This window comes from Streptomyces sp. NPDC035033 (assembly GCF_040636735.1).
Taxonomy (GTDB): domain Bacteria; phylum Actinomycetota; class Actinomycetes; order Streptomycetales; family Streptomycetaceae; genus Streptomyces.
Genome location: NZ_JBEZUZ010000052.1, coordinates 25,106 through 51,999, shown reverse-complemented (window position 1 = coordinate 51,999; position 26,894 = coordinate 25,106). Strand labels below are relative to the sequence as shown.

The following is a 26,894-nucleotide window of genomic DNA, read 5'->3' as shown; positions in this document are numbered from 1 at the left end:
GACACCCTCGCCGTTCCCGCCCGGGGCCGCACACCGTCCTTCCGGTGTGCGGCCCCTTGGCCGTTCCGCCCGCTCGGCGTCGCTGCGCGTCCGCCCGCCCGCCTCGTGCGCCGGGACGGGCGGGCGGAGCCGTACGGGGGCGGGGCGGCCGGACCGGGTCAGGGGCGGTGGCGGAGGGCGCCGGGCCACCAGACCGCGGGGCCGATGTCCCGGACGAGGGCCGGGACCAGGAGCGACCGGACGACGAGGGTGTCGAGCAGGACGCCGAAGGCCACGATGAAGGCGATCTGGACGAGGAACGCCAGCGGGATCACGCCCAGCGCGGCGAAGGTGGCGGCGAGGACGACGCCGGCCGACGTGATGACCCCTCCGGTGGCGACCAGTCCCCTGCGCAGGCCCTCGCGGGTGCCGTGCAGCTCCGTCTCCTCGCGCACCCGCGACATGAGGAAGATGTTGTAGTCGACGCCGAGGGCGACCAGGAAGACGAAGCCGTACAGGGGGACGGCGGAGTCGGTCCCGGTGAATCCGAGGAGGTGCTCGAAGACCAGGGCGGAGACGCCCAGCGTCGCCAGGAAGTTGAGCGCGACCGTCGCCACCAGGAGCACCGGCAGCAGCAGCGAGCGCAGCAGGCCGACCAGGATCACCAGGATGATCGCCAGGACGACGGGGACGATGAGCTTCCGGTCGCGCTCGGCCGTGACCTGGGTGTCGTACTGCTGGGCGGTGTACCCGCCGACGAGGGCGTCGGCGCCGGGCACCGCGTGCAGGGCGGTCCGCAGGGCGGCCACGGTCTCCTTGGCGGCGTCGGAGTCCGCGGCTTCGGCGAGGGTCACGTCGACCCGGACGCGCCCGTCCGCGACGAGCGGCCGCGGGCCGCCGGGGACGGCGAAGAGGGTGGCGGAGTCGACCCCGTCGACGCGTTCGGCGGCGGTCCGCACCCGCTCCGCGGCACCGGCGTCGGCGATGACGACGGCGGGGTTGCCGGCGCCGCCGGGGAAGTGCTCGCCCAGGCGCTCCTGGGCGGCGACCGAGGGGGCGTCCTTGACGAAGATCTCGTCGAGCGGGACGCCCTTGGAGTCGAGGGTGAAGGAGAACGCGGCGCAGGCGACGAGGGCCGCGAGGGAGCCGGCCCAGACCTTGCGCGGCGCGCGGTCGACGAGCGCCGCGACCTTGCGCCAGACGGGGTGGGCCGCCTCGCCGTCCGCGGCGGCCTTGGGGCGGGCGGGCCAGTACGCGGCCCGGCCGAGGAGCACCAGGACGGCGGGGAGGAACGTCACCGCGCTCAGGACGGCGCAGACGATGCCGATGGCGCCGACGGGGCCGAGGGCGCGGTTGTTGGTGAGGTCGCTGAAGAGCAGGGCGAGCAGGCCCAGCGCGACCGTGGCGGCGCTGGCCACGATCGGGCCGAAGGACTGCTTGAGGGCGGCGCGTATGGCGGGGACGCGGTCGCCGTCCCGTGCCGCCAGCTCCTCCCGGTAGCGGGCGGCGAGCAGCAGGGCGTAGTCGGTGGCCGCGCCGATGACCAGGATGGACAGGATGCCCTGCACCTGGCCGTCGACCCGGACGACGTCGTGGTCGGCGAGGACGTAGACGACGGCGCAGGCCAGACCGAGGGCGAGGACGGCGCCGACGATGATCAGCAGCGGCAGCAGAACGCTGCGGTACACCAGGAGCAGGATCACCAGGACGGTCACCAGGGCGACGACGAGCAGGAGGCCGTCGATGCCGGCGAACGCGTCCCCGAGGTCGGCCTGGGTCGCGGCGGGGCCGCCGATCCGGACGTCGGTGCCCGGTACGGCGGTCGCCGCCGCGTCGATCCCGTCCAGGACGGCGGGCAGCTCGTCGCCGAGGTCGGGCCGCAGCTGGACGACTCCCCGCAGCGCTTCCCCGTCCTCGGAGGGGAAGGCCGGGGAGGGGGCGCCGACGACGCCCTCGGTGCCCTGGAGGGAGGCCAGGGCCCGGGTGGCGGCGGCCCGCGCGGACGGTTCGACGGGGCCGCCGCCCTCGGCGGTCCAGAGGACCAGGGCGGGCAGGGTCTCCTCCTGACGGAAGGCCTCCTGTGCCTGGAGGACCTGCGTCGACTCGGCGCTGCGGGGCAGGAAGGCGGCCTGGTCGTTGGTGGCCACCTCTCCGAGCTTCCCCGCGTAGGGACCGAGTCCGCCTCCGACGGCGAGCCAGACGACGAGCACCAGCAGCGGCAGCAGTCTGGCCACCCAGCGCGCGGGTGTGGACATGGAGAACTCCCCGGAAAAGTCTCGACGGTTAACTATCTCAACGATCAAGATATATTGAACCACTGAGCCGACCGACGCCCGAACTCGACCCCCACGAGCCGAAACCGCCCCCGCCCGGCACCCCCTCTTCCGGACACCGACACGGAACGGATGCGCCGGAACCCGCCGCTCCCGCCCCCCCGGCGCCACGCCCGCCCTCCGGCGCCACGCCCGTCGCCCGGCGCCGGGAAGCGCACAACGCGCCCGGCCTGCGGATCCGCGAGGACAACGACCCGAGGAGACAGCCCGGTCCATCCGCGTCGGCAACCTCTGCCGTCCGTCGGCGCCCGGCGCTCACACGACGATGCTCCCTCGGCGTTTCGGCCACCTGTGGCATCAGTCGCTCCCCTGTCCCGTGGGGATCGGTGCACGGCACACGAACGGGTTTTCGCTCAATTCCGGGGTTCGAACGCTGTCCGAATTCTGTGTGCTCGTACGGGCGTCCGGCGTCGTTGAGTTATCCGACATCCCCACTCGCCCCGCAGGAGGCCGCGATGCGCCCCCTCCCCACCCTCCTTCAGCGGCTCCCTCAGCCTCAGCACGGGGACCGCTCCGTCCTGGTCCCGGACTTCGCCGCGGCCGGAACGTCCGATGAAGGGCGCCCCCGCCATGACACCGGCGTCGGTCTTCGGGGGCGGTTCCCGTGGACAGATTCCCCCACCTGCGAGGTCTGACATGCCGCCCTCCCTCACCCACATGCGCACCCTGCTCGCCGCCTATCTGGACCGGAACCCCGACGAGCGCGGCGTGCTGGCCGAACTGCTGGACGCCCTGGAGGCCAGCGGCGATCCGACCGAGCGGTCCGCTCTTCCCGGCCATGTCACCTGCAGCGCGGTGGTGATCGACCGGCACCGGCGCGTCCTCCACATCCGCCACAAGGCGTCCGGAGGGCTGGTGCTCTGCCCGGGCGGGCACGTCGAAGCCACCGACGGCACGCTGCCGGCCGCGGCCCTGCGGGAGGTCGAGGAGGAGACGGGGATCCCCGCTTCCGCCCTCGTTCCGGCTCCCGAGTTCCGGGACGGGCCGGTCGACATCGACGTCCACGACATCGCTCCCGGCCCGGTGAAGGGGGAACCGGGCCATCGGCACTACGACTTCCGGTTCGTCTTCCGCCTCGCCGACGACGCGCCCGGACTCACCCTGCGAACCGAGGAGGTGACGGGCGCGGTGTGGCTGCCGTTCGAGGAGGTGTCCTCCCCGTCGCTGCGCGGCAAGCTCGCCGCCTCCGCTCCGGACGGCGCGATCGTGCCGGTGAACGCCTCCGCGATCGTCCACGACGGCCACGGCCGGTATCTGCTGCATCTGCGCGATGCGAACAAGCCGTGGATCTGGGAGCCGGGGTGCTGGTCGTTGCTCGGCGGCGGCCGGGAGCCGCAGGACCGCACCCTGCGCGACACGATCGTCCGCGAGCTGGCGGAGGAGGCCGGCCTCACCGTCGCCGGCCTGGAGCCGTACGCGGTCGAGAACGTCACCGGCACCGACGGCACCCGGGTTCCGATCCAGCTGTTCACCGGTCTCTGGAGCGGCGATCCGGCCCGGCTGCGCCTGACCGAGGGCGTGATGCTCGCGTGGGTGACGCCCGAGAAGTTTCCGTACATGACGATGCTGGAGACGACCAGGGCCCTCCTGGAACGGCACGCCGCCGAGCATCCCGCGCCCGCGGAAGGCCCGGGAGCCGAAGGCGCGGAGTCGGTGGCGGAACCGTCCGGGAGGCTGTTGCACGTCGTCGGCGTCCACCTCTACCTGGAGCACGACGACCGGGTTCTCCTGGGACTTCGGCACCCGGACTCGGTGTACGCGGGCGGATCGTGGCACGCGCTGGCGGGTCACTGCGAGGCGGAGACCGCGACCGCGTGCCTCGTGCGGGAGGCGTACGAGGAGGCGGGGCTGGTGATCGACCCGGCCGACGTCGAGCTCGTCCACACCGTGCACATGCGGGAGCGGCCCGCCTCCCCGCCCCGCGTCCAGCTCTTCTTCCGGGCCCGGCGCTGGGAGGGCACTCCGGAGCTGCGGGAGCCGGACAAGTGCGTCGCCTGGCGGTGGTGGAGCGCCAAGGACCTGCCGGAGCCGATCGTTCCGTACGCCCGTGCCGCGATCGAGGGCATCCGGGCAGGGCGTACGTACACCGAGCTGGAGTGGGCGCGATGAGCGACTTCGGTGCGATGGCGTCGCGTGGGCCGCGCGCCGCGGCAGGGCGCGGGGCCCGCTCCGGCGGCGCCGGTCCCGACCCGGTGACGGGCGTCGCCGCCGACGGCGGCAGTGCCGCGGGCGTGGTCCTCGTCACCGTCTTCCCGGGGCGCGCGGCGCTGCTCGCCGGAACCGCGCTCCGCCTCGTTCCGGCCGGTCCGCTGTGGCCTCCTCCGTCCACCGCCCGACGCCGCAGCACCCGTTCGCCGCCCTCCGCGAGACGGCCCGGAAGAAACGCCTGGGCCGCGCGCCCTCCGGGCTTTCCCCGGCGCCCGGGCGCACGGGCGGCCGAGGACCGGCGCCCCCCTGGTCGCCTTCGGCGATCGGCCCGGTTCCGCCAGAAAACGTCAGCGTCCAGAAACCGCCGCTCCGAACGGAGTCGTTCATGCGCCACGATCACGAAGCGCTCTCCCCCGCCACTCCCGCCGCCCCGTCTCCGAGCGGCTGGCCGGAGGACTTCCCGTCCCGCATCGCAGGGGACGAATGCCCCATGTGCCGCAACGACTACGCCTCCGACGACATCGGCTGGGGCATCCTGCTGCGCCGTGGCGAAGTCGCCAACGCCTATCTGTGGCGCCCGGGGCACGTGCGCGGCTACTGCGTGCTCATCCACCGCGGCCCGCCGCACGTGACCGAGCCCACCGATCTGCCCGAGGCCGATGCCGCCGCCTACTGGCGCGACACTCTCGCTCTCGGCAGGGCCCTGACGGCGTTCTACGAGCCGCTGAAGCTCAACTACTCCACCCTCGGCAACGCCGTTCCCCATCTGCACTCGCACGTTCTGCCCCGCTACCGGGAAGGCGACCCGGCGCCCGGGGGTCCCATGCCCTGGAGGTTCCTCAACCAGGGCCGCCAGGACGAACAGCGGCTCCAGGCCGACGCGGCCGCGCTGCGCGTGCTGCTGGAAGAGGCGACGGCCGAAGCGCGCGAGGAGCCCGAGGACCTGTTCCGTGCCACCGCGCCGCACTACGTCCTCCACCGGCCGGGGCTTCCCGCCGAAGCGGCCCTTCTCCTCGCCGGGACGGTCGAGGAGGTCGAGCGGCCCGTGCTGCTCGACCTCGGCACCGGCACCGGGCAGGTACCGGCCGCCCTCCTGCCGTCCGTTCCCCGGATCGGCCGCGTGGACCTGGTCGACTCCAGCCGCGGCATGCTCGACGAGGCCGCCAGGGTCCTCGCCCCGCTCCTGGCGGGGCGTGACGCCGGCTTCCACCGGGTGAGCGCCCAGGACTTCGTCCCGCCCCACGACGGCTACCGGGCCGACCTGGTCACCTGCGCGCGAGCCGCCCACTGGATGGACCTCCCGAAGGTCCTGGCGACGGCCGACCGGGTCACCACGCCCGCGGCCACCGTGGCGATCATGGGGGACGGCAGTCTGTGGACCCACGAGGCGCCGTGGACGAGGGAGCTGCGCGCCCTCCTCCAGTCCTTCCTCGGTGCCGAACGCCGCGCCGGCGCCTCGCTCCACAAGGAACCGGACCACCCCCACGAGGACGCTCTTGCCGAGTCGGCGTTCAGCGAGGTCACCACGTACCGCTTTCCGGTCCGCCGCGCCTGGACGCCCGAGAGGGTGCTCGGGTACCTGCGGAGCACCAGTTTCGCCGGCGCGGCGCAGTTCGCGGAGCGGCACGCCGAGTTCGAGGCCGAGGCCCGGCAGTTGTTGGAACGGCACGCCGCCGGGGCGGGGCTCGTCGAGGACGCGGTGTTCACGGTGCTGCTCGCGCGCCGCCCGGGCGGGTCCCGGTGAGCGGCGGCCGGCACGCGGTCCCGGTCGACGTGCACCTGCTCGCGGTCCGGGAGGGGAAGGACGGACCGGAGGTGCTGCTGTCGCGCCGTGCGGGCGGTGTCTACGCGGCAGGGCTGTGGCACCTGCCTTCCGGGCACGTGGACGGCCCCTTCGAGGACGCCGTCACCGCGCTGGTCCGCGAGACCCGTGAGGAGACCGGTCTCGCCGTGGACCCCGCCGACGTACGCGCCGCGGTCACCGTGCACCACCGCGCGCCGTCCGGACACGCCCGGATCGGCGTCCTGTTCGAGGTGCGCCGCTGGGACGGCACCCCGAAGATCATGGAACCGCACGTGTGCGACGGGATGGACTGGTTCGCGTTCGACGCGCTGCCGGAGCCGATGGTGGCGTACTGCCGCGCCGGACTGGACGCCTACCGGGCCGGCGCCGCGATGGCGCTCCACTTCCAGGAGCCGGGCGACCCGATCGGCCACGACCCGGCACTCGACCGCCTCCGCCTCGTCCCGGGGCCGGGGCCGGGACTGGGACCAGCGCCGGGGCCAGGACCGGGACTGGGACTGGGACTGGAATCGGGGCCGGGGCCAGGACCGGGGCCTGCCGAGGCCGGACCGGGCGCGGCGGTGAGGGATTTCACCGAGCGCGCGGTCGGCCGCATCGCCACCTGGACGGACGTGTCCTGGGCCCGGGAGAACAGCCGGGTGTTCCGCGCGCGCGGGGCGGCGGGTGGTGCGTGGTTCGTGAAGGTCCACCAGAGCGAGAAGTTCCACCGCCGCGAGGTGGCCGCGTTGCGCGGATGGGTGCCCCGCCTGGGTGACGCCGGCCCCCGTCTCGTAGCCGCCGACCCGGAGCTACGGGCGATCGTGGTGACGGCGGTCGGGGGCCGGTCCCTGCACGGCATGGTGCTGACCGGTGCCGAGGAACGCGCGGTGTTCGAGGCGATCGGCGCGCTCGCGGCCCGCATCCACGCGTCCCCCCTCACCGCGGCGGGGGACGGCGTCGCGCCCGTGGGGCCGTACGACCGGATGGAGCGCCACCTGGAGGCGGCACGGACGCTGCTGGAACCGGGCGACGAGGAGCGTGTCCGTACGGCCGTCGCCGTGGCCCGGACCTTCGGGCCGCTCGCGCCGGTGGTGACCCACGGCGATCTGCAACCGCGCAACCTCCTCCTCGACGCCGACGGCACGGTGCGCGTCATCGACTTCGAGCGCAGCGAACCCCAGCCTCGGGTACGGGACTTCGCCCGGCTCCTCGGTCACCTCGACGGCCGGGAAGACCTGGCCACCGCCTTCTTCGCCGGTTACGGCCGCCGGCCGACCGGTGCGGAGGAAGCACATCTGGCCGCGGCCGCCGCCCTGGACTCGGTCTCCGGCATCGCCTTCGGCACGCGGACCGGGGACCCGGAACTCGTCGAACGCGGCCGTCGCACCCTCGTCCGCCTGCGAACGGGCACCACCTGGCCGTACGCCCGTCCCGGAGGAGCCTCGTGATGAATCCCGGCCCTGGCCCTGGCCCTGTTGCTGATGTTGTCCCTGGTCCGTCGGCTGTCGCAAAGGCGGTAGCGAGGGCGGCGGCGCCGCGTGACGCGGCCGAGATCACCCGGCTGCGTTCCGACCTCACCACTCTGCTGGAGCACCCGGAGCGCGACGGCGTCACCCTCTACGAGCTGCACACGAGCGAGATGGCCGCCTCCTTGTACGAACAGCTCGGCTTCCGGCGCGACCCCGCGCTGATGCGGATGACGAAGGTTCCCCCGGCCGCTCCGCAGGACATCCCATGAGCTCCGTACTCCGCCCGCGCAGAGGCGGGAACCGTACCCTCGCCTGCCGGTGCGGCCCGGACGACCGGCCGTCGCCCGAACCTGCCCGCCACCGCCACCGCCACCGCCACCGCCACCGTCATCGCCATCCCCACCGCACGAGGAGAGGTCCGTTGGTGTACGTCGCACGCGCCGAGTGGGAAGAGCATTACAGCGACGGCAAGGGTTTCCGGCGGCTCGGGGACAAGGAGCGCCGGCTCCTGAGCGAACACGTCCCCGCCCCGGGGGACGGCGGGCGGGCCCTGGAAGTGGGCTGCGGGACCGGTGACCTGTCGGTCTTCCTGACGTCGCTGGGCTACGGCGTGGACGCGGTCGACTACGCCGACAGCGCGATCGCCCGTGCCCGTGAGCGGCATCCGGACGCCGACAGGGTGCGCTGGATCTGCGGGGACGTCGAGCGTGACGACCCGGTGGATCTCCACCCCGGCGGCTACGACCTGGTCGTGCTCCGCCTCGTGGTCCCGTTCCTCACGGACCGCACGTCCGTCCTTCGCGGTCTCGGCGAGCGGCTGCGCCCGGGCGGCGCGGTCGTCGTCATCACGCCGGTGGCCGCGCACACCCCGCCCGAGCGGCGGGGCATCGCGCTGGACGAGGACGAGATCCGCGTGCTGGCCGGGCCGTGGGAACAGGCGGACAGGTTCGATGCGGACCAGCTCGCGGTCCTGGTCCTGCGCGGTGCGTGCCCCACCGGCACCGGGGCGACGGCCGCGGACCGGCAGCGACCGGGCGGGAGGTGAACACCGTGGACGCGCTGCTGAAAGATGCCCGCTTCGCCGCCACGACGCTCGTGGTGATCGATTTCGAAGGGCTCACCCCGGCGGGCCGGCCCGCCGAACCGATCGAGGTCGCCGCACTGACGCTGCGCCCCGCGGGCGGTCGGCTGGAGGAGGTCGGGCGGTTCGAGGAGCTGATGCGCCCACCCGCCGACGTCCCTGTGACCGCCCTGGACGTCCGCCTCAAGGGCATCACGCGGCGGATGCTTTCCTCGGCGGTCCCGGCCGCCGAGGTGATGGCGCGGCTCGACGCGTACCTGACCGCGCCGCCGTACCGGCTGGTCGCCCACCACGCTTCCACGGAGGCCGGGATCATCGCCCGCCAGGCGGAGCACTGCCCCGTGCTTGCTGCCACGCCGCTGCTGGACACGCTGCGCCTGGCCAAGGCCGTGGTGCCCGGTCTCGGCTCCTACGGACTGGACGCCCTGCTCGGCCACTACGGCGTCCCCCGACCGGCCGGACGGCACCGGGCGATGCCGGACGTCGAGGTCACCGCCCAGGTGCTGGCCCGGCTGCTGGACGAAGGGTGCGCCGCCGGCCGGTGGCGCACGCTGCTCGAACTGGACGCGGTCGCGGGGCTGCGGCCCAAGAAGCCGTCCACGGCCGTGGAAGCGGAACAGCGGCCCCTGTTCTGAGTCGGCGCCGGGCGAGAAGGGGCACCGCGCGGTCGGTGCCCGCGGGATGGTCGTGACAGTCACCTGTTCACGGCCGTTGAACAGAACGACGCGAAACGAGGTGACGGGACATGACCACACCGGTGTTCACCGCTCCGGGTGCCGCCGAGGACGTCGCGCGGATGCGCCGCGCATTTCTGGCCGCGGTCTGCGCCTTCCAGATCGCGCTTTCGGGCGCGGAGGTGGTGGGGGTGGCGGGGGCGCGTGCTCGGACGATGTACGGGCACGGGCCGGCTGTGCGTCGTCTCCGCGCCGTCCGAGGGGGTCTGCGTTCACCGCGCGCGTGCGCTGCCGCGAGTTCGCGGACCTCCTCCGGTCGGGTCCTCTCTCCCGCCCCCGCTCATCGCCCGCCGATCCGATGAGCGCGCGCCGATCCAAGAACCACGCCGGGCCGAGAAGCCTGCCGGCGTCCCCACCCCACGTCCCGCCCGCAACACCCACCCCCCTACCGGCTGGAGGAACCCATGCCCCGCCCACGCGTCGACGTGGTCGTTCTGACCATGAACGACCGCCCGGACGAAGAGGCCGCCGCGCAGGCGACGCTCCTCGCGCAGAGCGGCGTCGACGTCCGGGTGGCCGTGGTCGGCAACGGCTGCCGCCCCGAAGTCGTACCGCCGGGCGCGCTCACCGTGTGCCTGCCCGAGAACGTCGGCGTCCCCGGCGGCCGCAACGCCGGCGCCGACGCACTCCGTACGGCGGGAGACCCGGCCGAGTGGCTGTTCTTCCTCGACAACGACGCCGTCTTCCCCCGCCCCGACGTCCTCGCCCGTCTCGTCGCCGAGGCCGAGCAGCACCCCGAAGCCGCCTGGACGCAGCCCCGGCTGACGGGTCCGGACGATGCGACCACGCCGCGCCGCTGGGTTCCCCGGCTGCGCGTCTCGGCCCCGGGGCGGCCGGGGCGGGTCACCTCGATGGCCGAGGGCGTCGTCCTGATCCGGCGCGACGCCTTCGACCAGGTGGGCGGCTGGGAGGGCAGCCTGTTCCTGTACCACGAGGGGCTCGACCTGGCCTGGCGGTTGTACGCGGCGGGCTGGAGCGGCTGGTACGCGGCATCGATCCGCATGCACCATCCGCTCACCGCACCGGCCCGCCACGCGCTGTACCACCGGCTCACCGCACCGGCCCGCCACGCGCTGTACCACCGGCTCGCCGCCCGCAACCGGATCTGGATCGCCCACCGCAACCTCCCCGCCCTCCTCGCCCCCCTCCACCTGAGCGTGTGGACCACGATCACCTTGTTCCGGGCCGTGCGCGGCGGCGGGCTGGGCGACACGCTGCGCGGCATGCGCGAAGGGTGGGCGACCCGGCGCACGCAGCGGCGGCGCCCCATGAGCTGGCGCACTGTGTACCGGCTCACCGCCGCGGGGCGGCCGCCGATCGTCTGACCTCTCCCGCCCGTCCACCCCTCCGAGGAGGTTTCTTCGCCATGAAGGCCCCGTCCCCGCCCTCCCTGCTGGGAGTCTTCGCGCACCCGGACGACGAGAGCCTCCTGGCCGGCGGCGTGCTCGCGCAGCACCACGCCGCCGGGGCGCGTACCGGCGTCGTCACCGCCACCTGGGCGCCGGGGAGCCGCCGGGTGCCCGAGCTGGCCGACGCCCTCGCCGTCCTGGGCGCCGGTCCTCCACGGCTGCTCGGCTACGGCGACGCCCGCAATCCGGAAGCGGCTCCCGGGAGGCCCCGTCTCGTCGACGCGCCCCTCGACGAGGCCGTCGGCCGTCTCGTCGCCCATCTGCGCGACTTCAAGCCCGACATCGTCGTCGGTCACGACGCCCTGGGCCAGCTGACAGGGCACCCGGATCACCGGCGCACCCACCAGATCACGCTCCTCGCCGTCGAAGCCGCCGGCCTGCCGCACCTGTACCCCGACGCCGGCGCTCCTTGGCGGCCCGCCGCCTTCTACGCGGCCACCCACCCCCGGTCCGGGATCGCCGACCTCGGACCGCTGCTGAGCGGGGTCGGGAAAACCCTGTTGGCCGTACCCGACGAGTACGTGACCGCCGTCGTGGACGTGACGGCCTGGCTCGACCGCAAATGGGCCGCCATCCGCTCGCACCTCAGCCAGTTCGAGGGCGAGCGACCGCTTCCGGCCCTGCTGTCCCGCACCGACGCCCCGCGACGCGACCGCGTCCTCGCCACCGAGTACTTCACCCGTCACGGCCTCACCCGCGGCGGCCCGGTCGCCTCGGAACTCACGACCGATCCATCCCGGCCTCGATGAGGTCCCTTCTCGTCACGACCCCACCCGTGCTCCTCGGCCCGGCCCGACGGAGACGGACAAGGAGTTCCATGCCCGCTTCATCCCGCCGCCCCAACCAGACGCCCCCTCTCTCCCCCTCAGCACTCTCGAAAACCCCAGGCACCTCAGATACCTCAGACGCCTCAGGCATCTCACCGGGGCGGACCGATCCAGCCGTCGGCGCAGCGGCACCGAGCCCGTCGGACACTCCTTTCGCGACGAGGCGGTTCCGTGGATGACCGTCGCCCTCGCGCCCGCCCCGTTCGCTCCGCGGCCCGCCTCGCCCTGAAGCCTTCACACCGCGTACGGGCAGACCGGAACCAGTAACCCCACGGGCCCAGGCCCACGACATCACGCCATCACGCCATCACGACATGACGGGAGAGAGATGACTGCGACGTCCGCGCCCGACGAGCGTCCCGGGGTCACGATGAGGGAGGAGTCGTACGGGGCGCTGCGTGCCTCGGCCGCCCTGTGGGCCGGAACCTCCGTGCTGATCACCGACCTGCGGGGGCAGGTCCTGGTCCAGCGTGTGACCTACCGTCCCACCTGCCTGCTGCCCGGCGGCGCCGTCGACAAGGGCGAGTCCCCTGCCCAGGGCGCTGCCCGGGAGATGGAGGAGGAGCTCGGCGTCACGGCGACCGTCACCCGAGGACTGGCCGTCGACTGGGTCTCCCCCGCCGGCCGCGCCGTGTCGCCCGCCATGAAGTTCCCGGGCGAGCTCCTGCACGTCTTCGACGGCGGCGTCTGGGACGAGGAGCAAATCACGGCGATCCGGCCCGCACCGGGCGAGATCGCGGCCGTGGAGTTCGTCGAACCCGCCGACCTGCCCGCTCTGATGGCTCCGGGCGACGCCCGCCGCGCCCTGTCCGCGCTCCGCGCCCGCATCGCCGGCGCCGGTCCCGCGTTCCTCGAGGACGGGCTGCCGATCGCCCCCACCGTCCTCGACCGGGTCGGCGTCCTGCGCACCGCCCGAGCCCGCCACCACTTCCCCTTCCGTCCCCGCCCGGTCCCCGAAGGCCTCGCCGTCCGCCGGTCCCGCGCCTGGGCCTTCGCCCCGGACGGCCGTGTCCTCGTGCTCCTCGATCCCGACACCGGAGCGGCCCGCCTGCCCGGCGGTGCTCCGGGCCCCGAGGATGCCGGCGACTCCGAGGCCACCCTCGTGCGTGGAGCCCGGGAAGAGGCCGCGACGGAAGTGACCGGTGCCGTGTACCTCGGCTACCTGTCCGATCCCGGCGGGCCCTGTGCGCGTGTGCGGTACGCCGCGGTGCTCGCACGCGTCGGCGCGCCGCCGGTCGACCCGGCCACCGGCCGCACGTACGTCCGCGTCCTGGCCACCCCCGAGCAGGCGGTGGAGCTGTTCGACTGGGGCCCGGCCGCGGCCGACCAGCTCAGGGCCGTCCACCGGGCCCGCGCCCTGCTTCACATCCCCCGGGCCGCTCGTCAGCCCGTCACCGAACTCACCGGCCCCCACGCCTGGTGAGCCACGACCCTGGACGGACCTCACCATGCGACCCACCGCGCTGTTCGACCTGGACGACACCCTCACCGACCGCGCCGCCGCCTTCACCGCCTGGGCCAAGGAGTTCTCCGCCGCCCACGCCCTCCCTGAAGACTGGCTTCACGAGGCGGACGCCACGCACTCCGGGCGCCGCCGCGCGTTCTTCGCCCTCGCCAAAGCCCGTCACGGCCTGCCCGGCACCGTCGAGGAGCACTACGCCGCCTTTCGCCGTCGCACGCCCCGGCTCGTCCCGTACCGTCCCGCGGTGAACGCCGCCGTCCGGGCCCTGGCCGCCCGCGGCTGGCGACTCGCCGTGGTCACCAACGGCGATCACGACGCTCAGCACGCCAAACTCGCCGCCGCACGCCTCACCGACCTGCTGCCGACGGTCGTGGTCTCCTCCGACCACGGGATCCGCAAACCCGATCCCGCCCTCTTCCACGCCGCCCTCGCCCAGCTCGGCGCCCCCACGGGGGACGTGTGGGTCGTGGGCGACTCGCTGACGGCCGACATCGCGGGAGGAAACGCCGCCGGACTGCGCACCCTCTGGATCTCCCACGGCCGCACCCACCCCGGCGGCCCGCGCCCCGAACACACCGCCGGCACCGTCGTGGAAGCCTGCACCTGGCTCCTCGCCCGAACGGATCCAGGACCGCCGACCTGACAGTCGGCGGCGACCGCAGAGGAACCGCCGGTCTGGCCGCGCAGGTTTCAGGCGAACGCTAGCCGGTGGTTTCGGCATCGCCCGGTACCCGAAGCACGCGTGCGTATCAGTGAGAAGTCAACCCTCCCAAATGGCCAAGGGCTCGATCACGCATACGGATCCGACTCCACAAGTGGCAGGATGACGACATGCTGATCAGAAAGGGCGATGCCGCGTAGGCGCCCGAAGGCCGTCCGCGCCGAGCTGTGGCGGCCTCGCGGACACGTTGTAGTGCGGCGGATCCGGGACGTTTCCGCGAAGACTCGCGCAGCCGTCCGCCGCGTCGAGGACGAGCGGATGTGGCCTGGTGCGGTCGCTGACGCGCTCGCCCGCTTCGAGTGGACGTTCGGACAGCCCGGCCGTTACTTGAAGGCACCCCAGATCTGGCAGCCCGGACTGGAGGTGGAGTACGCCCGCGATGATCTCGAAGAGGTCATGCTTCACCTCCCTGGCGGTGCCCGGCGCGACCTCGGCCGACTGGTTGCTCGTATCGACGACGAGTTCGAGCGCCGCACCCTGCCGAATCCCGGGCCGGCGAACGCCTTCACGGTGGGCGGCTGGTGGTGGTCAAGGATCCGTGAGCGCTGAGGATGCTCACGAGACCTCATGCCCCGGGTCGGCTCGCGGCCGACCGCTGTCCGGCGCGCGCCCGGCGCCCCGCGTCGGTCGGCCCCAAGGCCCTGGCCGGGAGCGACCAGTACTCCAATTTCGACCGGATCATGGGCCGGATGGCGGGGCGGTTCGGGCAGGTGGAGCCGCGGGCCACCGCCCGCGCGTACCTCCTCGGACTGCTCTCCGGCGTGGAGCGGAAGAACTGCTGGGGGCGTGCCGAACAGGTTGGTCACGCTCGTCCCGGGCCGATGCGGCGTCTGCTGCGCACTGCCCGCTGGGATGCTGATGCGGTCCGTGACGAAGTCCGGGTTCACGCCCTCGCCCGCCTCGGCAGCGATGGTGGGGTGCTGATCGCCGCCGCACTGGACGCCGAGGTGGAGGCACCATGAGTGACCGGCGACGAGGCATACGGGCGGGGCACACAGCTTCGTGCCGCCTTGGAGGCACGAAGAACCGGTTACGTTCCGGCCGTCGCCCGCTCCGTCCGGGTCCGGGCCAACTCCGGCCGCACGCCGATTCGTGCGGACACGGTCGCCGACCGTCTCCCTGACGCTGCCCGGCACCGGCAGAGCACCGACAACGGCGCGAAGGGGCCGCGCTGCTCCGACTGCCTGGATCCATATCGGCACCGGCGAACGTCTCCATCTGCTGATCCGCCGCAGCCCCGCCACGAGGGAGCTCGCCCTCCACCTGTGCTGGTCGTCCACTGCAGTGCCCCTGACCGAACTCGTCCGCGTGGCCGGCCCTCGCTGGAGCGTCGAAGAGTGCTTCCAGCCCGCCAAAGGCCAAGTCGGTCTGGACCGCTACCAGGCGAGGCACTGGACCTCATGGCACAGGCGCGTCACGCTCGCCATGCTTACGCCGGCTTTCCTGGCCGCCGTCGCCGCTGACGCGACCCCCGACCGATCGCCCGAACCGCACCATCACTCCTGGGTCAGCATCCCGATCCCGCTGCCGTTCCGGAGATCCGCCACCTCTTCAGCACCGTCCTCGACCCGCCAGTCGTGTCCCCGGCCAGGCTGCTGCACTGATCGAGCCGGCGCAGACACCATCAGGCAATGGCCAGGCGCAGCCACTGTCGACGAGCTCAGCCCGCGAAGCGAGCGGATAGATCACGAAACCGCACTGGGGCACTAGAACTCCTGACGAAATCGACTCGGAGGTCGACCGGAGCGAGCGGATCTCCAGCAGTGTCCAGCGGTGTCCAGCAGTTCTCCCCGCGGCGGGCACCACGACGAGTGGGCCTGAATGTCAGTGCCGTGTGGCACCGTCGCCCCGTGATCATCGTCATCGTCAAATCGATCGGGGGACCCAATGGCGGCCAATGATGAGGCGGCCGAGGAGACCGTGGAAGCCGGTGTCGCCCCGGTCCCGGAGGCGGGTGACGAAGGGCAGGGCCAGGGCCGGCTGCCCCGGGCGTACACACTGTGGCTCGTCGGCATCCTGGTGTCGCTCGTGGGCAATTCGGTCTTCTACTTCGCCCTCGGCTGGGCAGCCGGCGAGTACGGCGGGAGCGTCGCGGCGTTGGTCCTGAGCGCGATCACGCTGCCCCGCGTCCTGTTCCTCCTCGTCGGAGGGGCGGTCAGCGACCGTGTCAGCGCACGCCGTGTGCTGCTCACCGGCGACGCGGCCATGCTGATCTTCTCGATCATTCTCGCGGCTGTCTCCTACTCCCTGGGGGCCACGCCCTTGTTGCTCATCGCAACGGGCGTTGTGGTCGGTGTCGTCGACGCGTTTTACCTGCCGGCTTCAGGGTCCATGCCCCGCCGGTTGGTGGCCAAGGCTCAGCTGCCCCGTGCGTTGTCCCTCAGGCAGGCCGGCGGCCAGGTGATCAACATGGGAGGCGGTCCGCTGGCCGGCGTGCTGGTCGGCCTGGCCGGGTTCGCGGGCGCCGCCTTCGTCAACGCGGTCACCTTCGCCTTCACTCTGGTGGTCCTGATTGCCGTACGACCCCGGCACGACGTGCCTCCGGCTCCGAAGACGGACAGTCTCCTGAAGGAAGCCGTGAGCGGGGTGAAGGTGGCCTTCTCCCATCCGGTGCTGCGTCCGGGTCTGTGGCTCACCGGGGCAGCTGCCGGGTTCCTGCTGCCCGTGCTGTCCCTGCTGGTCCCCCTGCTCGCACGCGAGGAGGAGTGGGGTGCGGGAGCCGCCGGGCTGGTGTTCGGAGCACAGGGCGTGGGCATGGTGGCGGTCACCCTGGTGGTGGTGAAGCGCGGCCCGCTGGGGCGGCCTGGCCTGATGGCGGCGAGCGCGCTGATCCTGGCGGGTGTGGGCGTTCTCGCGGTCGGTCTCTCCTCCAGCGCGGCCGTGGCCGTCGCCGGCAGCCTGGTCATCGGAATCGGTAACGGGACCTTCTCCACGCACATCGTGCCGCTGATCCTCGCGTCATCACCCGACTCCCATTTGTCGCGGATCCAGGCGGTACTGGCACTTGTGCAGAGTCTGGCCCTGTTGCTGATGAACAACGTGCTGGGCGCGCTCGTCGACCTGCAGAGCGCCACCGTCACCGTCGTCGTCTGTGCCGTCATGCTCGTCGGTGTGGGGCTCACAGGTCTGGCCTCGAACCCGCTCCGAAACGACCGGACGGGACTGAGGAGCCGCTGACCGCAACCGTGGCTCGGAAGTGCTGTCGCACCGATTCCAGGCGCCGCCAACAGCTCAGAGCGCAGCCGGGGACGAGGAACGCTTCGCGGATGTCGTCGCGTTATCACCCGAGCCCGAGTCGGAGCCCGTGCCCGAACCCGAGCCCGTGTCCGAGCCCATGCCCGAGCCGGACAGTGGGCCGGTCGGTGACACCGGGGAGCAGCCCGCTCTCGTGACGATGGCGCGGCGGGTCTATCCCTGGTGGAGGAAGCTCCGCAGGTCGGAGGAGAGTCTCGACATCTGCTCGCCTGCTTCGAGGGTCGTCGTCACAGAACACGTCCACGAATCCTCGGCGAAGACCCCGGGGCGCAGGTCCCAGCGGAGCTGGACGTGGCCGCCGGCGTGGAACGTCGCCGTCAGGGCGAGCTGGTTGGTCACCCACGTCCTCTTCCCTTCCCAACCCCGGAAGTCATCCGCCAAGGCGTCCAGGAACTCGGTCAGGTCTCCGGCGCTGTCCCACACCGAGACGCTCACCGAGTCGAGCCGCGCGTGCAGCCCATCCGCCACGGCCTCCATCGCGAAGGCGGCCTCGTGCTCGTCCAAACGGGCCCAGTCGAAGAGCCGGACGTACGTCGACGGCGTCTCCGGGCTACGAACAACGAGCTCGGAGCACTCGGCGGAAACCTCGAACATGCTCACGCGCCGAACGATACGAGGCATGGGGAGCGGTCGTCACTGCGGTTCTCACGTCGCAGCAGCGTTGTTCCTTCCCATCGGTGTTCCATGTTGCCTGGGCCCACCGGCCGTTCTCTGAAGTCGCCCTCGTCGACAGCCGAAGGGCGTTCACGGTTTCCGCCTGCGCGGTCGGGTCTTCGGTGCTGGCTTTCGGGTCCGGTGAGAACGGCTACCAGATGCCGTCGACGACCTCCTCGAAGATGAGGTGCCGCTGCGATTCCTCATCCGCGAACGGCAGCGGGTCGCATGCGGTGATCCGGGCGCGCAGGGCGTCCACGCGCTCCTCGGTGTTCTCGTCGTTCTCGTCGTTCTCGTCGTGCTCGCCCAGGGCCTGGCGCAGGGCCTCGAACTCGGTGAGGTCGTAGACGAGGGATTCCACGCTCCGGTGGAGGGGCTTGTACGTCATCCTCCGGGCCGGGCCGTCGCCGAGGGCGTGGACCGTGCCGGAGACCGGGTCGAGGCCGAGGGCCGTATCGGCGAGCATGCCGAGGACGAGCCAGTCGCGGCATCAGGAAGATCCCGCAGAGGCACGAAGCGTTTGTTCGGGCAGGACCTTGGTTGCGAGTAGTGTCAGGCAAGGGCCGTGCCCGGGACGGCATCCTCGGTGGCGATCGCGAAACGATCGATCCTGACGGCCGCCGATGTCAGCCGTGGCCGTCGCGTGCCCTGCTCCGCGCGTCGTCTCCGGGAGAGCTGAAGAAGCGATGCTGACCGACATTTCCCCCACCGAGGTCGTCCACCGGCTCGGACTCAGGGCTGTCACCTATTTTCCCCGCGTCCCGGGTGCACACCTGCACGCGCCGACGGCCGGCTTCCTGGCTACCGTCGGCTTGCCCGAGAGCACCTTCTTCTCTCCCAGGCTCGACCTTGACGGCAGCGCCCTTCAGCGTGTCGCCTACGGCCCGAGCGTCAAGGCGGCCTTCGCCAGGTACGGCGTCGAGTGCCCGCCCGGGGCCGAGCACTGGGAAGAGATCGGCGGTTTCCTGTACGCCATGGTCGCGATCGCTCCTGAGACCGGCATGATCTATGCCTTCTCCGAGGGAGAGCCGGAACCTCGCCCCATGCACGCGGACGTCTCGTCCCTTGTCCACGCGCTCATGGTGCTGGAACGCGGCAAGGCGCACTACCGGGGTATCGGGCGTGACGAGGAGGCGGCACGCAATGCTGTTCTCGCCCGCATGCGGCAGGAGATCACGGCTGTCGACCCCACCCCGTTCGCCGACGAGGAGGGCGAATGGCCGCATTTGTTCGAGGAGATCGGCTATGGCATGTGGGGATGAGGCCGGGCGGCCGACAGGGGAAGAACGGACCACAGGGGAAGAACGGATGCGAGACAGGTTCGTGACCCCCTGCCAGATGGCTGCGGCGTACGGTCTGGAGAACATCACCTACCTTCCCCAGGCCCTTCAGGGATTTCTCGAAGCGCACTCGGCCAACCTGCTGAGCACTGTCGGAATCCCGCATTCCGAGGTCTTCGTCTCTCGGGAGTCAGTTCCGAATCCCTATCCCCCGGATCTGGATTCCGTCTCCGTGGGGAGCCTGCTCAGCCATCACGGCGCTCCCTGCCCGCCGGAGAGTCGGGCATGGTGGGCGATCGGATACCTCTTCGAGTCGCTTGTGGCGCTGGATCCCGAATCCGGAAAGGTCTACGCCTTCTCTGAGGCAGGCCCCGGGTACGCCGAACTCCACCGGAACGTGGAGTCTCTGCTGTTCACACTCATCGAGTTCCGCAAGCTTGAGGCGGATCACGACAACGGGGCCGATCCAGAGGAACTCGCGGCACGTTTCAAGCAGGTGGTCGGCGCCTTCGATCCCACCCCCTTCGCCGATGAGGGGTCGCAGTGGAACATCGCACTCGAGGAGCTGGAACACGGAATCTGGTGACACAGGCGTCGGCTGCTTCTCCGTCTACCCGAGTTCACCGCAGCGGAGGGCATCCCTCATCTCGTTGAGCTTCGCGGCCGTCGCCGGGGTCGGCTCCTGTGCTTGTTCGGCGAGTCGGAGGGCATCGTCGATCTCGCTGAGCTTCCTGGAGGACAGGACGGCCGCCCGCTCCAGCAGGTCGTCCCGGGACACGGTGGTCAGCCACGTGCACGGGGTGAAGCCCGGACGCGGGAGCGCGAGCCGCAGCACGCCTTCGAGCGGCAGCCCTTCATCGGCGCCGACCGCCACTTCGATGCCCAGGCCGCTGATGTCGAGGCCCGCCGGAGCGACGACCTGCATCACCTGGAACCCTGACGCGTCGTCTCCTGACAGCAGTACGACCAATCTCCGCTCGTCGAACTGGACCCACCAGACTTCGCCACGTCGCACAAGCCCTCCGATACACAGGGCGGCAGGCAGACGCTGCGCGGCCTGACGCGGTGTGGAGACGGGCGCGGCAACCGTTGATCATCGGTGTGCGAAAGCAGACGATCACACGGTGGCCGCACATCACAGCGTAGACCCTGCCTGACGGCAGGAGGCGTTCGAGGACCTGATGAGCCGGACACCGGGACTTCGCACGGGTCGGATCCCGGCGCCGGGCCCTGAAGTCGGTACTCGGCCTGTTGTCGGACCTGCCGCGCAAGAACTGCCGGACCATCGCCGAGTGGGCCGAGGGCAGGGCCTCGGGCGACATGCGGCACCTGCTCGGGGGGGCGAAGCGGGATGCCGACCAGGTCCACGACGAGGTGGGTGAGGACGTGGGGAGCACCCGTACGACGGCGAGGCGGTACTGGTGGCCGACGGGGCCGGCGACATGAAGAAAGACACCGACAGCGCGGGCAGGGTCGAGAGCGTCCAGGTCGCCGTCCGCCCGGTCCGCGCCGGCCGCCGCAGGCACGTCGCAGCGGTTGGGGAACTGTATGCTCCGCGTTCCCGGACCTCCGGTACCGACCGCTGCCGGGCCGCCGGCCTCGGTGACGATACGGAGTTCGCGGCCACGCCGGAGCCGGCCGCTCGCGTGGTCACCCGATTCCTCGATGCCGGCATCGGGCCCGCCCGGGCCGCGGGAGACGAGATCTACGGCGGCGAACCGAGGCCGCGCACCGTGCTGGAGGAACGCGGCACCGGCCGCCGCTGCCCGTCCTGGTCCGGCTGGGTCACCCTGGCCGTGCTCGCGCATGCCTTCCTTCCTTCGCCGTCCCGCAGCTCCGGCAGACGAGACGCCTCGGTGCGGAGAGGTCCTGGTCGTGCGCTCAGGACGGGTCTGGGGCCGTACCCACCTGCGCGGCCTTCTCGCAACCGGGTAGCCCGTCGGGGGGTTCAGCCTGCCCAGCGTCCTGAGAAGTAGGTCACGGCGAGGGTGACGGAGAGCGGGGCGGACAGGCACAACCAGGCGGCCGTCCTCCCGGGGGCTCTCAGTGTCCAGGAGGCGATGCCTATCCACAGCGGCCACCACAGCAGTGTGGCGCGGGGGACGGACATGTACCAGTACGAGGTGCCGAGCGCCCAGAGGCTGAGCTCGATGTAGACGGCCTCGGGCCAGCGGCGGGCACGCGCGAGCAGGACGACGGCGACGATCCCGACCAGCATGGCGACGAGTTCGGCCTGCCACAGGAGCGCGTACGGGGTGGTGTAGCCGTGGCCGAAGGCGGCGTCCCAGGTGGTGCTCCAGGACTCCCACGGGGCGTGGAACTGCCGGTACCAGCCGCGCTCCTGAGCGTGCTTCCACGCCATCCAGTCCCCGGTGTGGCCGTGCAGGTACCAGGCGTACAGCAGCGGCGGGAGCACAGGCACCGCCAGCCAGGGGAACGTGCGGGCCGCGCCCCGGCGGCGGGCCGTGCGGGCGAAGTGGACGACGAGCGCGGCGACCAGGAAGAGGCCGGTCACGCGGACGGTGGTGGCACCGGCCGCGAGGAGCGAGGCGAGCCGCCAGGCGTCGCGGCGTGCGGCGAGCCAGGCCGGGAGGGCGAAGGCGAGGAACAGCGACTCGGTGTAGCCGACGGCGAGGAAGACGGCGCACGGCGAGACGAGGAGCAGCAGGACGGCACGGCGGGAGTCGGCCGTCTCGGGCAGGTGGTGGCGGGCGACGCGGCCGAGCGCGAGGACCGCGACGGCCCCGGCGAGCAGGGAGACGGCGAGTCCGGCGGCGGTCCAGTCGCCGACCAGGAGGCGCGCCGCCCGAAGGGCGAGCGGGAAGCCGGGGAAGAACGCCTCCCTGTTGTCCCCCTGCTCGGGGCGGGCGGCGGGGTCGTCGGGGAAGTAGCCGTCGCGGGCGATGTGCAGGTAGTGGTTCCAGTCCCACCGCCCGACGACCACGGCGAAGGAGCCGGGCAGGCGGGCCTCGGGGTCGCGGGGAAAGAGCCAGGCGGTGCAGTAGGCGGTCAGGAGGAGGGCGACCCGGGTGAGGAGGTAGAGGGCGAGGACGTCGCGGTCGGCGGCGTCGAGGCGGAGGGAGATCAGGCGGAGGGAGATCAGGCGGAGCGCGCGGGGACGTGTGCCTCGTGCGTCATGCGTGCCTTGCGCGTCGTGTTCTCGAGGGGCTCGGGGAGCGGCGCGCACGCCCTGAACCTGCTGGGCGTCACGTGCCGCAGGGGCATCCTGAAGCTCGTCTTCTGTCGTTGTCATGAGGGGCCGCAATCCTTCGAGGGCATGACGGGGCGCGGGACGGCCTCGATGCGATGACGGTCCCTGGGGCGGGCGGGGTCTGACCGGCGTCTCCTGGTGGGGTGGCCGGGGGCTACCCGGCGCCTCCCGGCGGAGTGGTGGTCGTGGAGGCGCCGGGCCGGGTGGTGCTCATGGACGTGGGGTTGCCGGCGGGCGGGGTGGTGGCACCGGCGGACGGGGCTTGCGTCGTCGGCGGGAGGGTGGGGGCCGGACCGGTGGCCGTGTTGGCGGGGACCGGTCCGATCACGGACGGGCTCGTCGCGGGAAGGACAGGCTGGGGCGAGCCTGCCAGCAGGGCGCCCAGCGCGACTCCGCCACCACCCACGACCAGGCAGGCTCCCGCGGCGAGCACCGCGAGCCTGCGGCGGTGGACGCGGCGGCCCCGGGCACTGATCTCGCCCGCCGGCGCGTACGTGGCGCGGGCCCGGCCCGCCTCGGCCGCCTGCTCGAAGAGCGCCTTCAGCGGATCCGGGGAGGGGGTGCGGGACGGGTCGCGGGCGGGGTCCTGCGACGGACCGTGGGGGTCATGCATCGGGTGCCTCCTCGCTGGACGGGCGGGCGGTACGGGGGCTGCGGGGTCCTCGATGCGGTGGGCGAGCGCGGCCCGGCCGCGGGAGAGGTGGGTCTTGACGGTGCCGGTCGACAGGCCCGTCTCGGCGGCGACCTGGTCGACGCTCAGGTCGCACAGGTAGTACAGGGCGAGGGTGCGCCGTTGCTGCTGCGGCAGCCCCCTCATCGCCTCGACGAGGACGAGGTGGTCGGGTTCGGGTCCCTCCACCACCACGGGCGACACGGCGTCGCGCCGCCACGCCTCGGCCGTGCGTCTGCGGAACCGCCAGCGGCTGACCGCGAGCCGCCAGGCGACCGTACGGATCCATGCCTCCGGCTGTCCGTCCCGGTCCAGCTGCCGCCGCCTGTTCCAGCCTTTGACGAAGGCCTCCTGCACGACGTCCTGCGCCTCGTGCAGATCGCCCAGCATCACGTACAACTGACCCGTGAGCCGCGCCACCGCATGGGCGTAGAACTCTTCGAACTCCTCGACCGTCAACGAACGACTCCCGCATCTCCGACTACACCCCGCATACGTCTGCCGCTGGGTCCCCGGTTGACACGGGAACCCCACGACCACGGTGATCGTGATCACGCAACCGGATCGGCAGGAGACGCGTCAGGGCGACCGGGGTCTTTGTCGTGACCTCGGTCGCCCAGTCCGTCGTCTGTCGTCTGTCGTCTGTCGCTCGTCGTTCGTCGTTCGTCGTTCGTCGTTCGTCGTTCTGGGGACGGTGTCAGTTCCTACGCGGTTGTGCACGACCCGTTCCGGGTCATGGGGAAGCGTCGTGCGCGGCGAGGACGAAGGCGTGTCCGGCCGGATCCATGAAGCGGCGCGCGTCGGTGCGCCGGTCCGTCCGGCTGCCGTTGTGTTCGGCGGTCACCGGGCGGGCGCCCAGGGAGACCGCTTCGCGCTCGGCCTCGTCGAGCGCTTCGGGGGCGACGAGGATCCACAGGTGGGACTGCTGGGAGTCCTCCGGGCGGGGCCAGCTCGGTGGTATGTGGTCGGGGGCGCGGCGGATACCGAGGGCGACTCCGTCGGTGCCGGAGATCAGCAGCAGGTCGTGGTCGGCGCCGCTCGGCTCGACGGTGCCGTCGAGGAGGGCGGCGTAGAAGCGGGCGAGGGGTTCCGGGTCGGTGCCGTCGAGGACGAGAAAGCCTCTCTTGTGAACGGTCATGGCTTCCGTGTGCCCGCTCCCGTCCCGCGCAGACACGGAGCCGGCCCGCTCATGCCGCGGTTCACGCCGTCGTCGTGCCGGAGGGCGGCCACCAGGGTCCAGCGAGTGCTGATGCGCGAGTGCCGGCCGTAGTCGTCGCTGCGGCGGCTGATCGAGCCGGGCGAGATGGTCGCCGTCATGGTCGTCTACCGGTGTCTGGTATCCGGTGGCCGACTTCCGACCACGCCTCCGCCACCACCGGGGGTGCCGTGAAGGTCGACGGCGGAGGCGGTCGGCGGGATTCACCGGGCGGGGTTCACCAGGCGCGGTCCAGCAGGTCGGTGCACAGCGCGTCCAGTTGCCGGGCGGCCTCGGGGGTCAGCGCGGTGTCGCGCAGGATGCGGTGGGCGGTGTCCAGTCGGCGGTGTGCCTCCTCGTGGGCGGCGGTGCGGCCGCCGGCCTCCTCGACGAGTGCGGCGAGGTGCGCGGCCGTCGCGTCGTCGATCTGCCGGGGCGAGGCGAGCAGCGCCGCGAGTTCCCGCGCGGCCGGGCCTCCGTGGGCCAGGGCGGCGAGGACCGGGTAGGTCTTCTTTCCCCGGCGCAGGTCGGCGTGGACGGGTTTCCCGGTCTTCTCCGGGTCGCCCCAGATGCCGAGGACGTCGTCCACCGTCTGGAAGGCGAGGCCGAGGTGGCGTCCGGCGCGGTCGAGCGCGGTCACGGTCGGTTCGGGGGCGCCGCCGAGGACCGCGCCGAGGGCGAGTGCGCACCCCAGCAGGGCGCCCGTCTTGTGTTCGGCCATCGTCCGGTACCGCTCCGGTGTGACCGCGCCCGGCCCGTGCCAGGGCCGGTGCTCGAACCGCAGGTCTTCCGCCTGGCCGGACACGAGGGCGTTCAGGGTGCCGCAGAGGTGGCGGACCGCGGCCGCCGCGTGGTCGCACCGGGCCTCGGCGAGTCCCGTCACCGCCTGGGCGAGGAGCGCGTCGCCGGCCAGTACGGCCGGGCCCGTCCCGTAGCTCTTCCACACGGCCGGGCGCCGTCTGCGCAGGGCGTCGGCGTCCATGATGTCGTCGTGGAGCAGGGAGAAGGTGTGGACGAGTTCGACGGCCACGGCGCCCGGGACGCCGTGGGCCGCGTCGGCTCCGACGGCCTCGGCCCCGAGGACGGCGAGGGCCTGCCGTACCCCCTTGCCCTCGGAGCCGTCGGGGTCCGGGGTCCCGTCGGTGCCGCTCCAGCCCAGGGCGTACGCCGCCATCTCGCCGGTCCAGGGGTGCAGCCGGCCGACCGCGTCCACCAGAGCCGGCCGGACCAGTGCGCGGCAGCGCCGCAGGACGTCGGTCGCCGACGCGTCCGGGCCGGGAGAGCCCGGCGCCAGACCCTCGCCGTCCGTCCCGGAGCCACCGCTCCGCACGCCGGGCGTGCCCGGCCGGGCCGCGGCATCCGTCGCGCCGGCGGACGGGAAGGGCCGGGTCGCGGCACCCGTCGTACCGGCGGACGGGAGGGGTCGGGCCGCGGCGGCGGCCGGGAAGGGTCGGGTCGCGGGCGTCGGGAGGGTGGTCATCGCAGGCTCTCCGGGTCGGCCGTCCGGAGTGCTTCCGCGCCGGTGTGCGGCAGTGTCGGCCGGTCGTCCGTTCCCGAGGCGTCTCCGGCGGGTTCCGGAAGCCGTTCGATGCCCAGTTCGGCGGCGGCCCCGTCCACCAGTTCCCGGGCGTGGAGGAGTCCGATGTGCTCCAGGGACGTGCGCAGCGCCGCCAGTTCGGCGGCGGTGCGGGCGGCGTCGCGACCGAGGCGGGCGTCGGTCTTCACCAGCCCCAGCCGCGCCAGCGCGGTTCCGCGCGGCTCGTCCATCGCGCGGAACTCCGCGAGGGCGCGGGCGTACGGTTCGCGGGCCTCGGCGTACCGGCCCGCCCGGTACAGGACGTTGCCGCGCATCTTGCGGTTGTAGGCGAGCGCGCTGCGCAGCCGTATCTCGCGGCAGGCCTCCTCCGCCCGCGACAGCAGCGTCAGGGCGCGTTCGACGTCCCCGTCGCGGACGGACACCACGTCGGCGATGCCCCTCAGGGCCCACGCCCAGCCGCGCCGGTCCTCGGCGCGTTCCGCCGTCTCGGCCGCCTCCTCGAAGAGGGCGAGGGCCTCGTCGAAGCGGCCGGTGTTGCGGTGCATCTGCGCGATGCCCTCCAGCGCCCAGACCGTGTGCCGGGCCTCGCCGCGGCGGCGTGCCTCCGTCAGCAGTTGCTCGTGCAGGCGCGCCACGGCCTCGTAGTCGCCCTGGATGCGTCCGGTCTCGGCGAGTCCGGCCAGCGAGTAGCCCCGGGCGACGACGTCCCCGCCGCGCTCGCCCGCCTCGGAGGCCAGCTTCAGCAGCCGGTACGCCAGCCGGAACGCGCCGCGCTGCCGGGCCAGCGTGCCCCCGCTCCACAGCGCCCAGGCCATCGCCCCTTCGTGGCCGGCCGAGCGCGCCGCGCGGTAACTCGCCTTCCACGCCCGGTCGGCCTCGTCGATCCGCCCGAGCCTGCGGCACGCCTCCGCGACGGCCAGCCGGCAGCGGGCCGCCTCGTGGAGGTCTCCGGCCCGCTCGGCCGCGCGCGCTCCCCGCAGGCCCTCGTCGAGCACGTCGGGGAGCGAGGCGTTCACCGACAGGGACCCCAGGGCTCCCTGGTACTCGGGCGCGGACGCCTTCGCCGACCGCTCGCTGACCTGACCTGTCATCGGTTCCTCCCTCCGCCGGCTCGCCGTTCGAGCCGGTGCGAGGGTCAAGACGGCG

The 26,894-nt window shown here is 72.8% G+C and carries 23 protein-coding genes and 3 pseudogenes; 16 read left to right on the top strand and 10 right to left on the bottom strand.

The window, feature by feature from the left end:
• Window positions 1–158: 158 nt before the first annotated feature.
• Window positions 159–2,234, bottom strand: coding sequence for an MMPL family transporter (locus AB0E83_RS21420; protein ID WP_362113966.1), 2,076 nt, complete (start codon window positions 2,232–2,234; stop codon window positions 159–161).
• Between the two features lie 714 nt (window positions 2,235–2,948).
• Between AB0E83_RS21420 and AB0E83_RS21415 the strand changes: the two genes are divergently transcribed.
• The 13 genes from AB0E83_RS21415 (at window position 2,949) to AB0E83_RS21355 (ending at window position 17,123) form a co-directional block, all read left to right on the top strand.
• Window positions 2,949–4,421 carry an NUDIX domain-containing protein gene (locus AB0E83_RS21415; RefSeq protein WP_362113963.1) on the top strand — a complete coding sequence of 491 codons (1,473 nt, stop codon included), beginning with the start codon at window positions 2,949–2,951 and terminating at the stop codon, window positions 4,419–4,421.
• Between the two features lie 424 nt (window positions 4,422–4,845).
• Window positions 4,846–6,204, top strand: coding sequence for a methyltransferase domain-containing protein (locus AB0E83_RS21410; protein WP_362113960.1), 1,359 nt, complete (start codon window positions 4,846–4,848; stop codon window positions 6,202–6,204).
• Window positions 6,201–7,691: a phosphotransferase gene (locus AB0E83_RS21405; protein WP_362113957.1), complete on the top strand. Its 1,491-nt coding sequence runs from the start codon at window positions 6,201–6,203 to the stop codon at window positions 7,689–7,691. The genes AB0E83_RS21410 and AB0E83_RS21405 overlap by 4 nt, the downstream gene beginning before the upstream one ends.
• The gene (locus AB0E83_RS21400; RefSeq protein ID WP_362113954.1) at window positions 7,691–7,981 is read left to right on the top strand and encodes a hypothetical protein; all 291 of its coding nucleotides are present in this window, start codon (window positions 7,691–7,693) and stop codon (window positions 7,979–7,981) included. The genes AB0E83_RS21405 and AB0E83_RS21400 overlap by 1 nt, the downstream gene beginning before the upstream one ends.
• Window positions 7,982–8,136: 155 nt before the next feature.
• Window positions 8,137–8,757: a class I SAM-dependent methyltransferase gene (locus AB0E83_RS21395; RefSeq protein ID WP_362113978.1), complete on the top strand. Its 621-nt coding sequence runs from the start codon at window positions 8,137–8,139 to the stop codon at window positions 8,755–8,757.
• A gap of 5 nt (window positions 8,758–8,762) precedes the next feature.
• A complete protein-coding gene (locus AB0E83_RS21390) occupies window positions 8,763–9,428 on the top strand; it encodes a 3'-5' exonuclease (protein WP_362113951.1) in 666 nt (221 codons plus the stop codon).
• Between the two features lie 503 nt (window positions 9,429–9,931).
• Window positions 9,932–10,852 carry a glycosyltransferase family 2 protein gene (locus tag AB0E83_RS21385; RefSeq protein WP_362113948.1) on the top strand — a complete coding sequence of 307 codons (921 nt, stop codon included), beginning with the start codon at window positions 9,932–9,934 and terminating at the stop codon, window positions 10,850–10,852.
• A 41-nt stretch (window positions 10,853–10,893) separates the two neighbouring features.
• Complete coding sequence (locus tag AB0E83_RS21380; RefSeq protein WP_362113945.1) at window positions 10,894–11,685, top strand: PIG-L deacetylase family protein; 792 nt, start codon at window positions 10,894–10,896, stop codon at window positions 11,683–11,685.
• Between the two features lie 406 nt (window positions 11,686–12,091).
• A complete protein-coding gene (locus tag AB0E83_RS21375) occupies window positions 12,092–13,186 on the top strand; it encodes an NUDIX domain-containing protein (RefSeq protein WP_362113942.1) in 1,095 nt (364 codons plus the stop codon).
• Window positions 13,187–13,211: 25 nt separating this feature from the next.
• On the top strand, window positions 13,212–13,868 hold the full coding sequence (locus AB0E83_RS21370; protein WP_362113939.1) for an HAD family hydrolase: 657 nt from the start codon (window positions 13,212–13,214) through the stop codon (window positions 13,866–13,868).
• 270 nt (window positions 13,869–14,138) lie between these two features.
• Complete coding sequence (locus AB0E83_RS21365; RefSeq protein WP_362113936.1) at window positions 14,139–14,495, top strand: hypothetical protein; 357 nt, start codon at window positions 14,139–14,141, stop codon at window positions 14,493–14,495.
• Window positions 14,496–14,497: 2 nt separating this feature from the next.
• Complete coding sequence (locus AB0E83_RS21360) at window positions 14,498–14,908, top strand: transposase (protein WP_362113933.1); 411 nt, start codon at window positions 14,498–14,500, stop codon at window positions 14,906–14,908.
• Window positions 14,909–15,833: 925 nt separating this feature from the next.
• Window positions 15,834–17,123 carry an MFS transporter gene (locus AB0E83_RS21355; RefSeq protein ID WP_362113930.1) on the top strand — a complete coding sequence of 430 codons (1,290 nt, stop codon included), beginning with the start codon at window positions 15,834–15,836 and terminating at the stop codon, window positions 17,121–17,123.
• A 231-nt stretch (window positions 17,124–17,354) separates the two neighbouring features.
• Here AB0E83_RS21355 and AB0E83_RS21350 read toward each other — a convergent pair whose 3' ends face one another.
• Both AB0E83_RS21350 and AB0E83_RS21345 read right to left on the bottom strand, forming a co-directional pair.
• Complete coding sequence (locus tag AB0E83_RS21350) at window positions 17,355–17,795, bottom strand: DUF6228 family protein (RefSeq protein WP_362113975.1); 441 nt, start codon at window positions 17,793–17,795, stop codon at window positions 17,355–17,357.
• 211 nt (window positions 17,796–18,006) lie between these two features.
• Window positions 18,007–18,333: pseudogene (locus AB0E83_RS21345) on the bottom strand (SUKH-4 family immunity protein); the annotation flags it as partial.
• A gap of 208 nt (window positions 18,334–18,541) precedes the next feature.
• On the opposite strand from AB0E83_RS21345, the gene AB0E83_RS21340 reads away from it, so the two are divergent.
• Window positions 18,542–19,117 carry an SUKH-4 family immunity protein gene (locus AB0E83_RS21340; RefSeq protein ID WP_362113927.1) on the top strand — a complete coding sequence of 192 codons (576 nt, stop codon included), beginning with the start codon at window positions 18,542–18,544 and terminating at the stop codon, window positions 19,115–19,117.
• 46 nt (window positions 19,118–19,163) lie between these two features.
• Window positions 19,164–19,721: an SUKH-4 family immunity protein gene (locus AB0E83_RS21335; RefSeq protein ID WP_362113924.1), complete on the top strand. Its 558-nt coding sequence runs from the start codon at window positions 19,164–19,166 to the stop codon at window positions 19,719–19,721.
• A 24-nt stretch (window positions 19,722–19,745) separates the two neighbouring features.
• Here the strand turns inward: AB0E83_RS21335 and AB0E83_RS21330 are convergent, their stop codons facing one another.
• Window positions 19,746–20,150 carry a type II toxin-antitoxin system PemK/MazF family toxin gene (locus tag AB0E83_RS21330; protein ID WP_362113921.1) on the bottom strand — a complete coding sequence of 135 codons (405 nt, stop codon included), beginning with the start codon at window positions 20,148–20,150 and terminating at the stop codon, window positions 19,746–19,748.
• Window positions 20,151–20,365: 215 nt separating this feature from the next.
• On the opposite strand from AB0E83_RS21330, the pseudogene AB0E83_RS21325 reads away from it, so the two are divergent.
• A pseudogene (locus tag AB0E83_RS21325) lies at window positions 20,366–20,892 on the top strand (transposase); the annotation flags it as partial.
• A gap of 191 nt (window positions 20,893–21,083) precedes the next feature.
• Here AB0E83_RS21325 and AB0E83_RS21320 read toward each other — a convergent pair.
• The 6 genes and pseudogenes from AB0E83_RS21320 to AB0E83_RS21295 all read right to left on the bottom strand — a co-directional run bounded on the left by AB0E83_RS21320 (window position 21,084) and on the right by AB0E83_RS21295 (window position 26,839).
• The gene (locus tag AB0E83_RS21320) at window positions 21,084–22,238 is read right to left on the bottom strand and encodes a mannosyltransferase family protein (protein ID WP_362113972.1); all 1,155 of its coding nucleotides are present in this window, start codon (window positions 22,236–22,238) and stop codon (window positions 21,084–21,086) included.
• A 763-nt stretch (window positions 22,239–23,001) separates the two neighbouring features.
• A pseudogene (locus AB0E83_RS21315) lies at window positions 23,002–23,475 on the bottom strand (SigE family RNA polymerase sigma factor); the annotation flags it as partial.
• 274 nt (window positions 23,476–23,749) lie between these two features.
• Window positions 23,750–24,154 carry a VOC family protein gene (locus AB0E83_RS21310; RefSeq protein ID WP_362113918.1) on the bottom strand — a complete coding sequence of 135 codons (405 nt, stop codon included), beginning with the start codon at window positions 24,152–24,154 and terminating at the stop codon, window positions 23,750–23,752.
• Complete coding sequence (locus AB0E83_RS21305; protein WP_362113915.1) at window positions 24,151–24,333, bottom strand: hypothetical protein; 183 nt, start codon at window positions 24,331–24,333, stop codon at window positions 24,151–24,153. The genes AB0E83_RS21310 and AB0E83_RS21305 overlap by 4 nt, the downstream gene beginning before the upstream one ends.
• Window positions 24,334–24,449: 116 nt before the next feature.
• Window positions 24,450–25,691 carry a polyprenyl synthetase family protein gene (locus tag AB0E83_RS21300; RefSeq protein ID WP_362113912.1) on the bottom strand — a complete coding sequence of 414 codons (1,242 nt, stop codon included), beginning with the start codon at window positions 25,689–25,691 and terminating at the stop codon, window positions 24,450–24,452.
• Window positions 25,688–26,839: a tetratricopeptide repeat protein gene (locus AB0E83_RS21295; RefSeq protein ID WP_362113909.1), complete on the bottom strand. Its 1,152-nt coding sequence runs from the start codon at window positions 26,837–26,839 to the stop codon at window positions 25,688–25,690. The genes AB0E83_RS21300 and AB0E83_RS21295 overlap by 4 nt, the downstream gene beginning before the upstream one ends.
• Window positions 26,840–26,894 lie beyond the last annotated feature (55 nt).

Coding starts and splice junctions, on each gene's coding strand:
- AB0E83_RS21370 (WP_362113939.1), top strand. CDS start 13,212: ATGCGACCCACCGCGCTGTTCGACCTGGACGACACCCTCACCGACCGC.
- AB0E83_RS21415 (WP_362113963.1), top strand. CDS start 2,949: ATGCCGCCCTCCCTCACCCACATGCGCACCCTGCTCGCCGCCTATCTG.
- AB0E83_RS21400 (WP_362113954.1), top strand. CDS start 7,691: ATGAATCCCGGCCCTGGCCCTGGCCCTGTTGCTGATGTTGTCCCTGGT.
- AB0E83_RS21385 (WP_362113948.1), top strand. CDS start 9,932: ATGCCCCGCCCACGCGTCGACGTGGTCGTTCTGACCATGAACGACCGC.
- AB0E83_RS21340 (WP_362113927.1), top strand. CDS start 18,542: ATGCTGACCGACATTTCCCCCACCGAGGTCGTCCACCGGCTCGGACTC.
- AB0E83_RS21335 (WP_362113924.1), top strand. CDS start 19,164: ATGCGAGACAGGTTCGTGACCCCCTGCCAGATGGCTGCGGCGTACGGT.
- AB0E83_RS21420 (WP_362113966.1), bottom strand. CDS start 2,234: ATGTCCACACCCGCGCGCTGGGTGGCCAGACTGCTGCCGCTGCTGGTG.
- AB0E83_RS21375 (WP_362113942.1), top strand. CDS start 12,092: ATGACTGCGACGTCCGCGCCCGACGAGCGTCCCGGGGTCACGATGAGG.
- AB0E83_RS21410 (WP_362113960.1), top strand. CDS start 4,846: ATGCGCCACGATCACGAAGCGCTCTCCCCCGCCACTCCCGCCGCCCCG.
- AB0E83_RS21310 (WP_362113918.1), bottom strand. CDS start 24,154: ATGACCGTTCACAAGAGAGGCTTTCTCGTCCTCGACGGCACCGACCCG.
- AB0E83_RS21300 (WP_362113912.1), bottom strand. CDS start 25,691: ATGACCACCCTCCCGACGCCCGCGACCCGACCCTTCCCGGCCGCCGCC.
- AB0E83_RS21355 (WP_362113930.1), top strand. CDS start 15,834: ATGGCGGCCAATGATGAGGCGGCCGAGGAGACCGTGGAAGCCGGTGTC.
- AB0E83_RS21360 (WP_362113933.1), top strand. CDS start 14,498: ATGCTCACGAGACCTCATGCCCCGGGTCGGCTCGCGGCCGACCGCTGT.
- AB0E83_RS21305 (WP_362113915.1), bottom strand. CDS start 24,333: ATGACGGCGACCATCTCGCCCGGCTCGATCAGCCGCCGCAGCGACGAC.
- AB0E83_RS21380 (WP_362113945.1), top strand. CDS start 10,894: ATGAAGGCCCCGTCCCCGCCCTCCCTGCTGGGAGTCTTCGCGCACCCG.
- AB0E83_RS21295 (WP_362113909.1), bottom strand. CDS start 26,839: ATGACAGGTCAGGTCAGCGAGCGGTCGGCGAAGGCGTCCGCGCCCGAG.
- AB0E83_RS21350 (WP_362113975.1), bottom strand. CDS start 17,795: ATGTTCGAGGTTTCCGCCGAGTGCTCCGAGCTCGTTGTTCGTAGCCCG.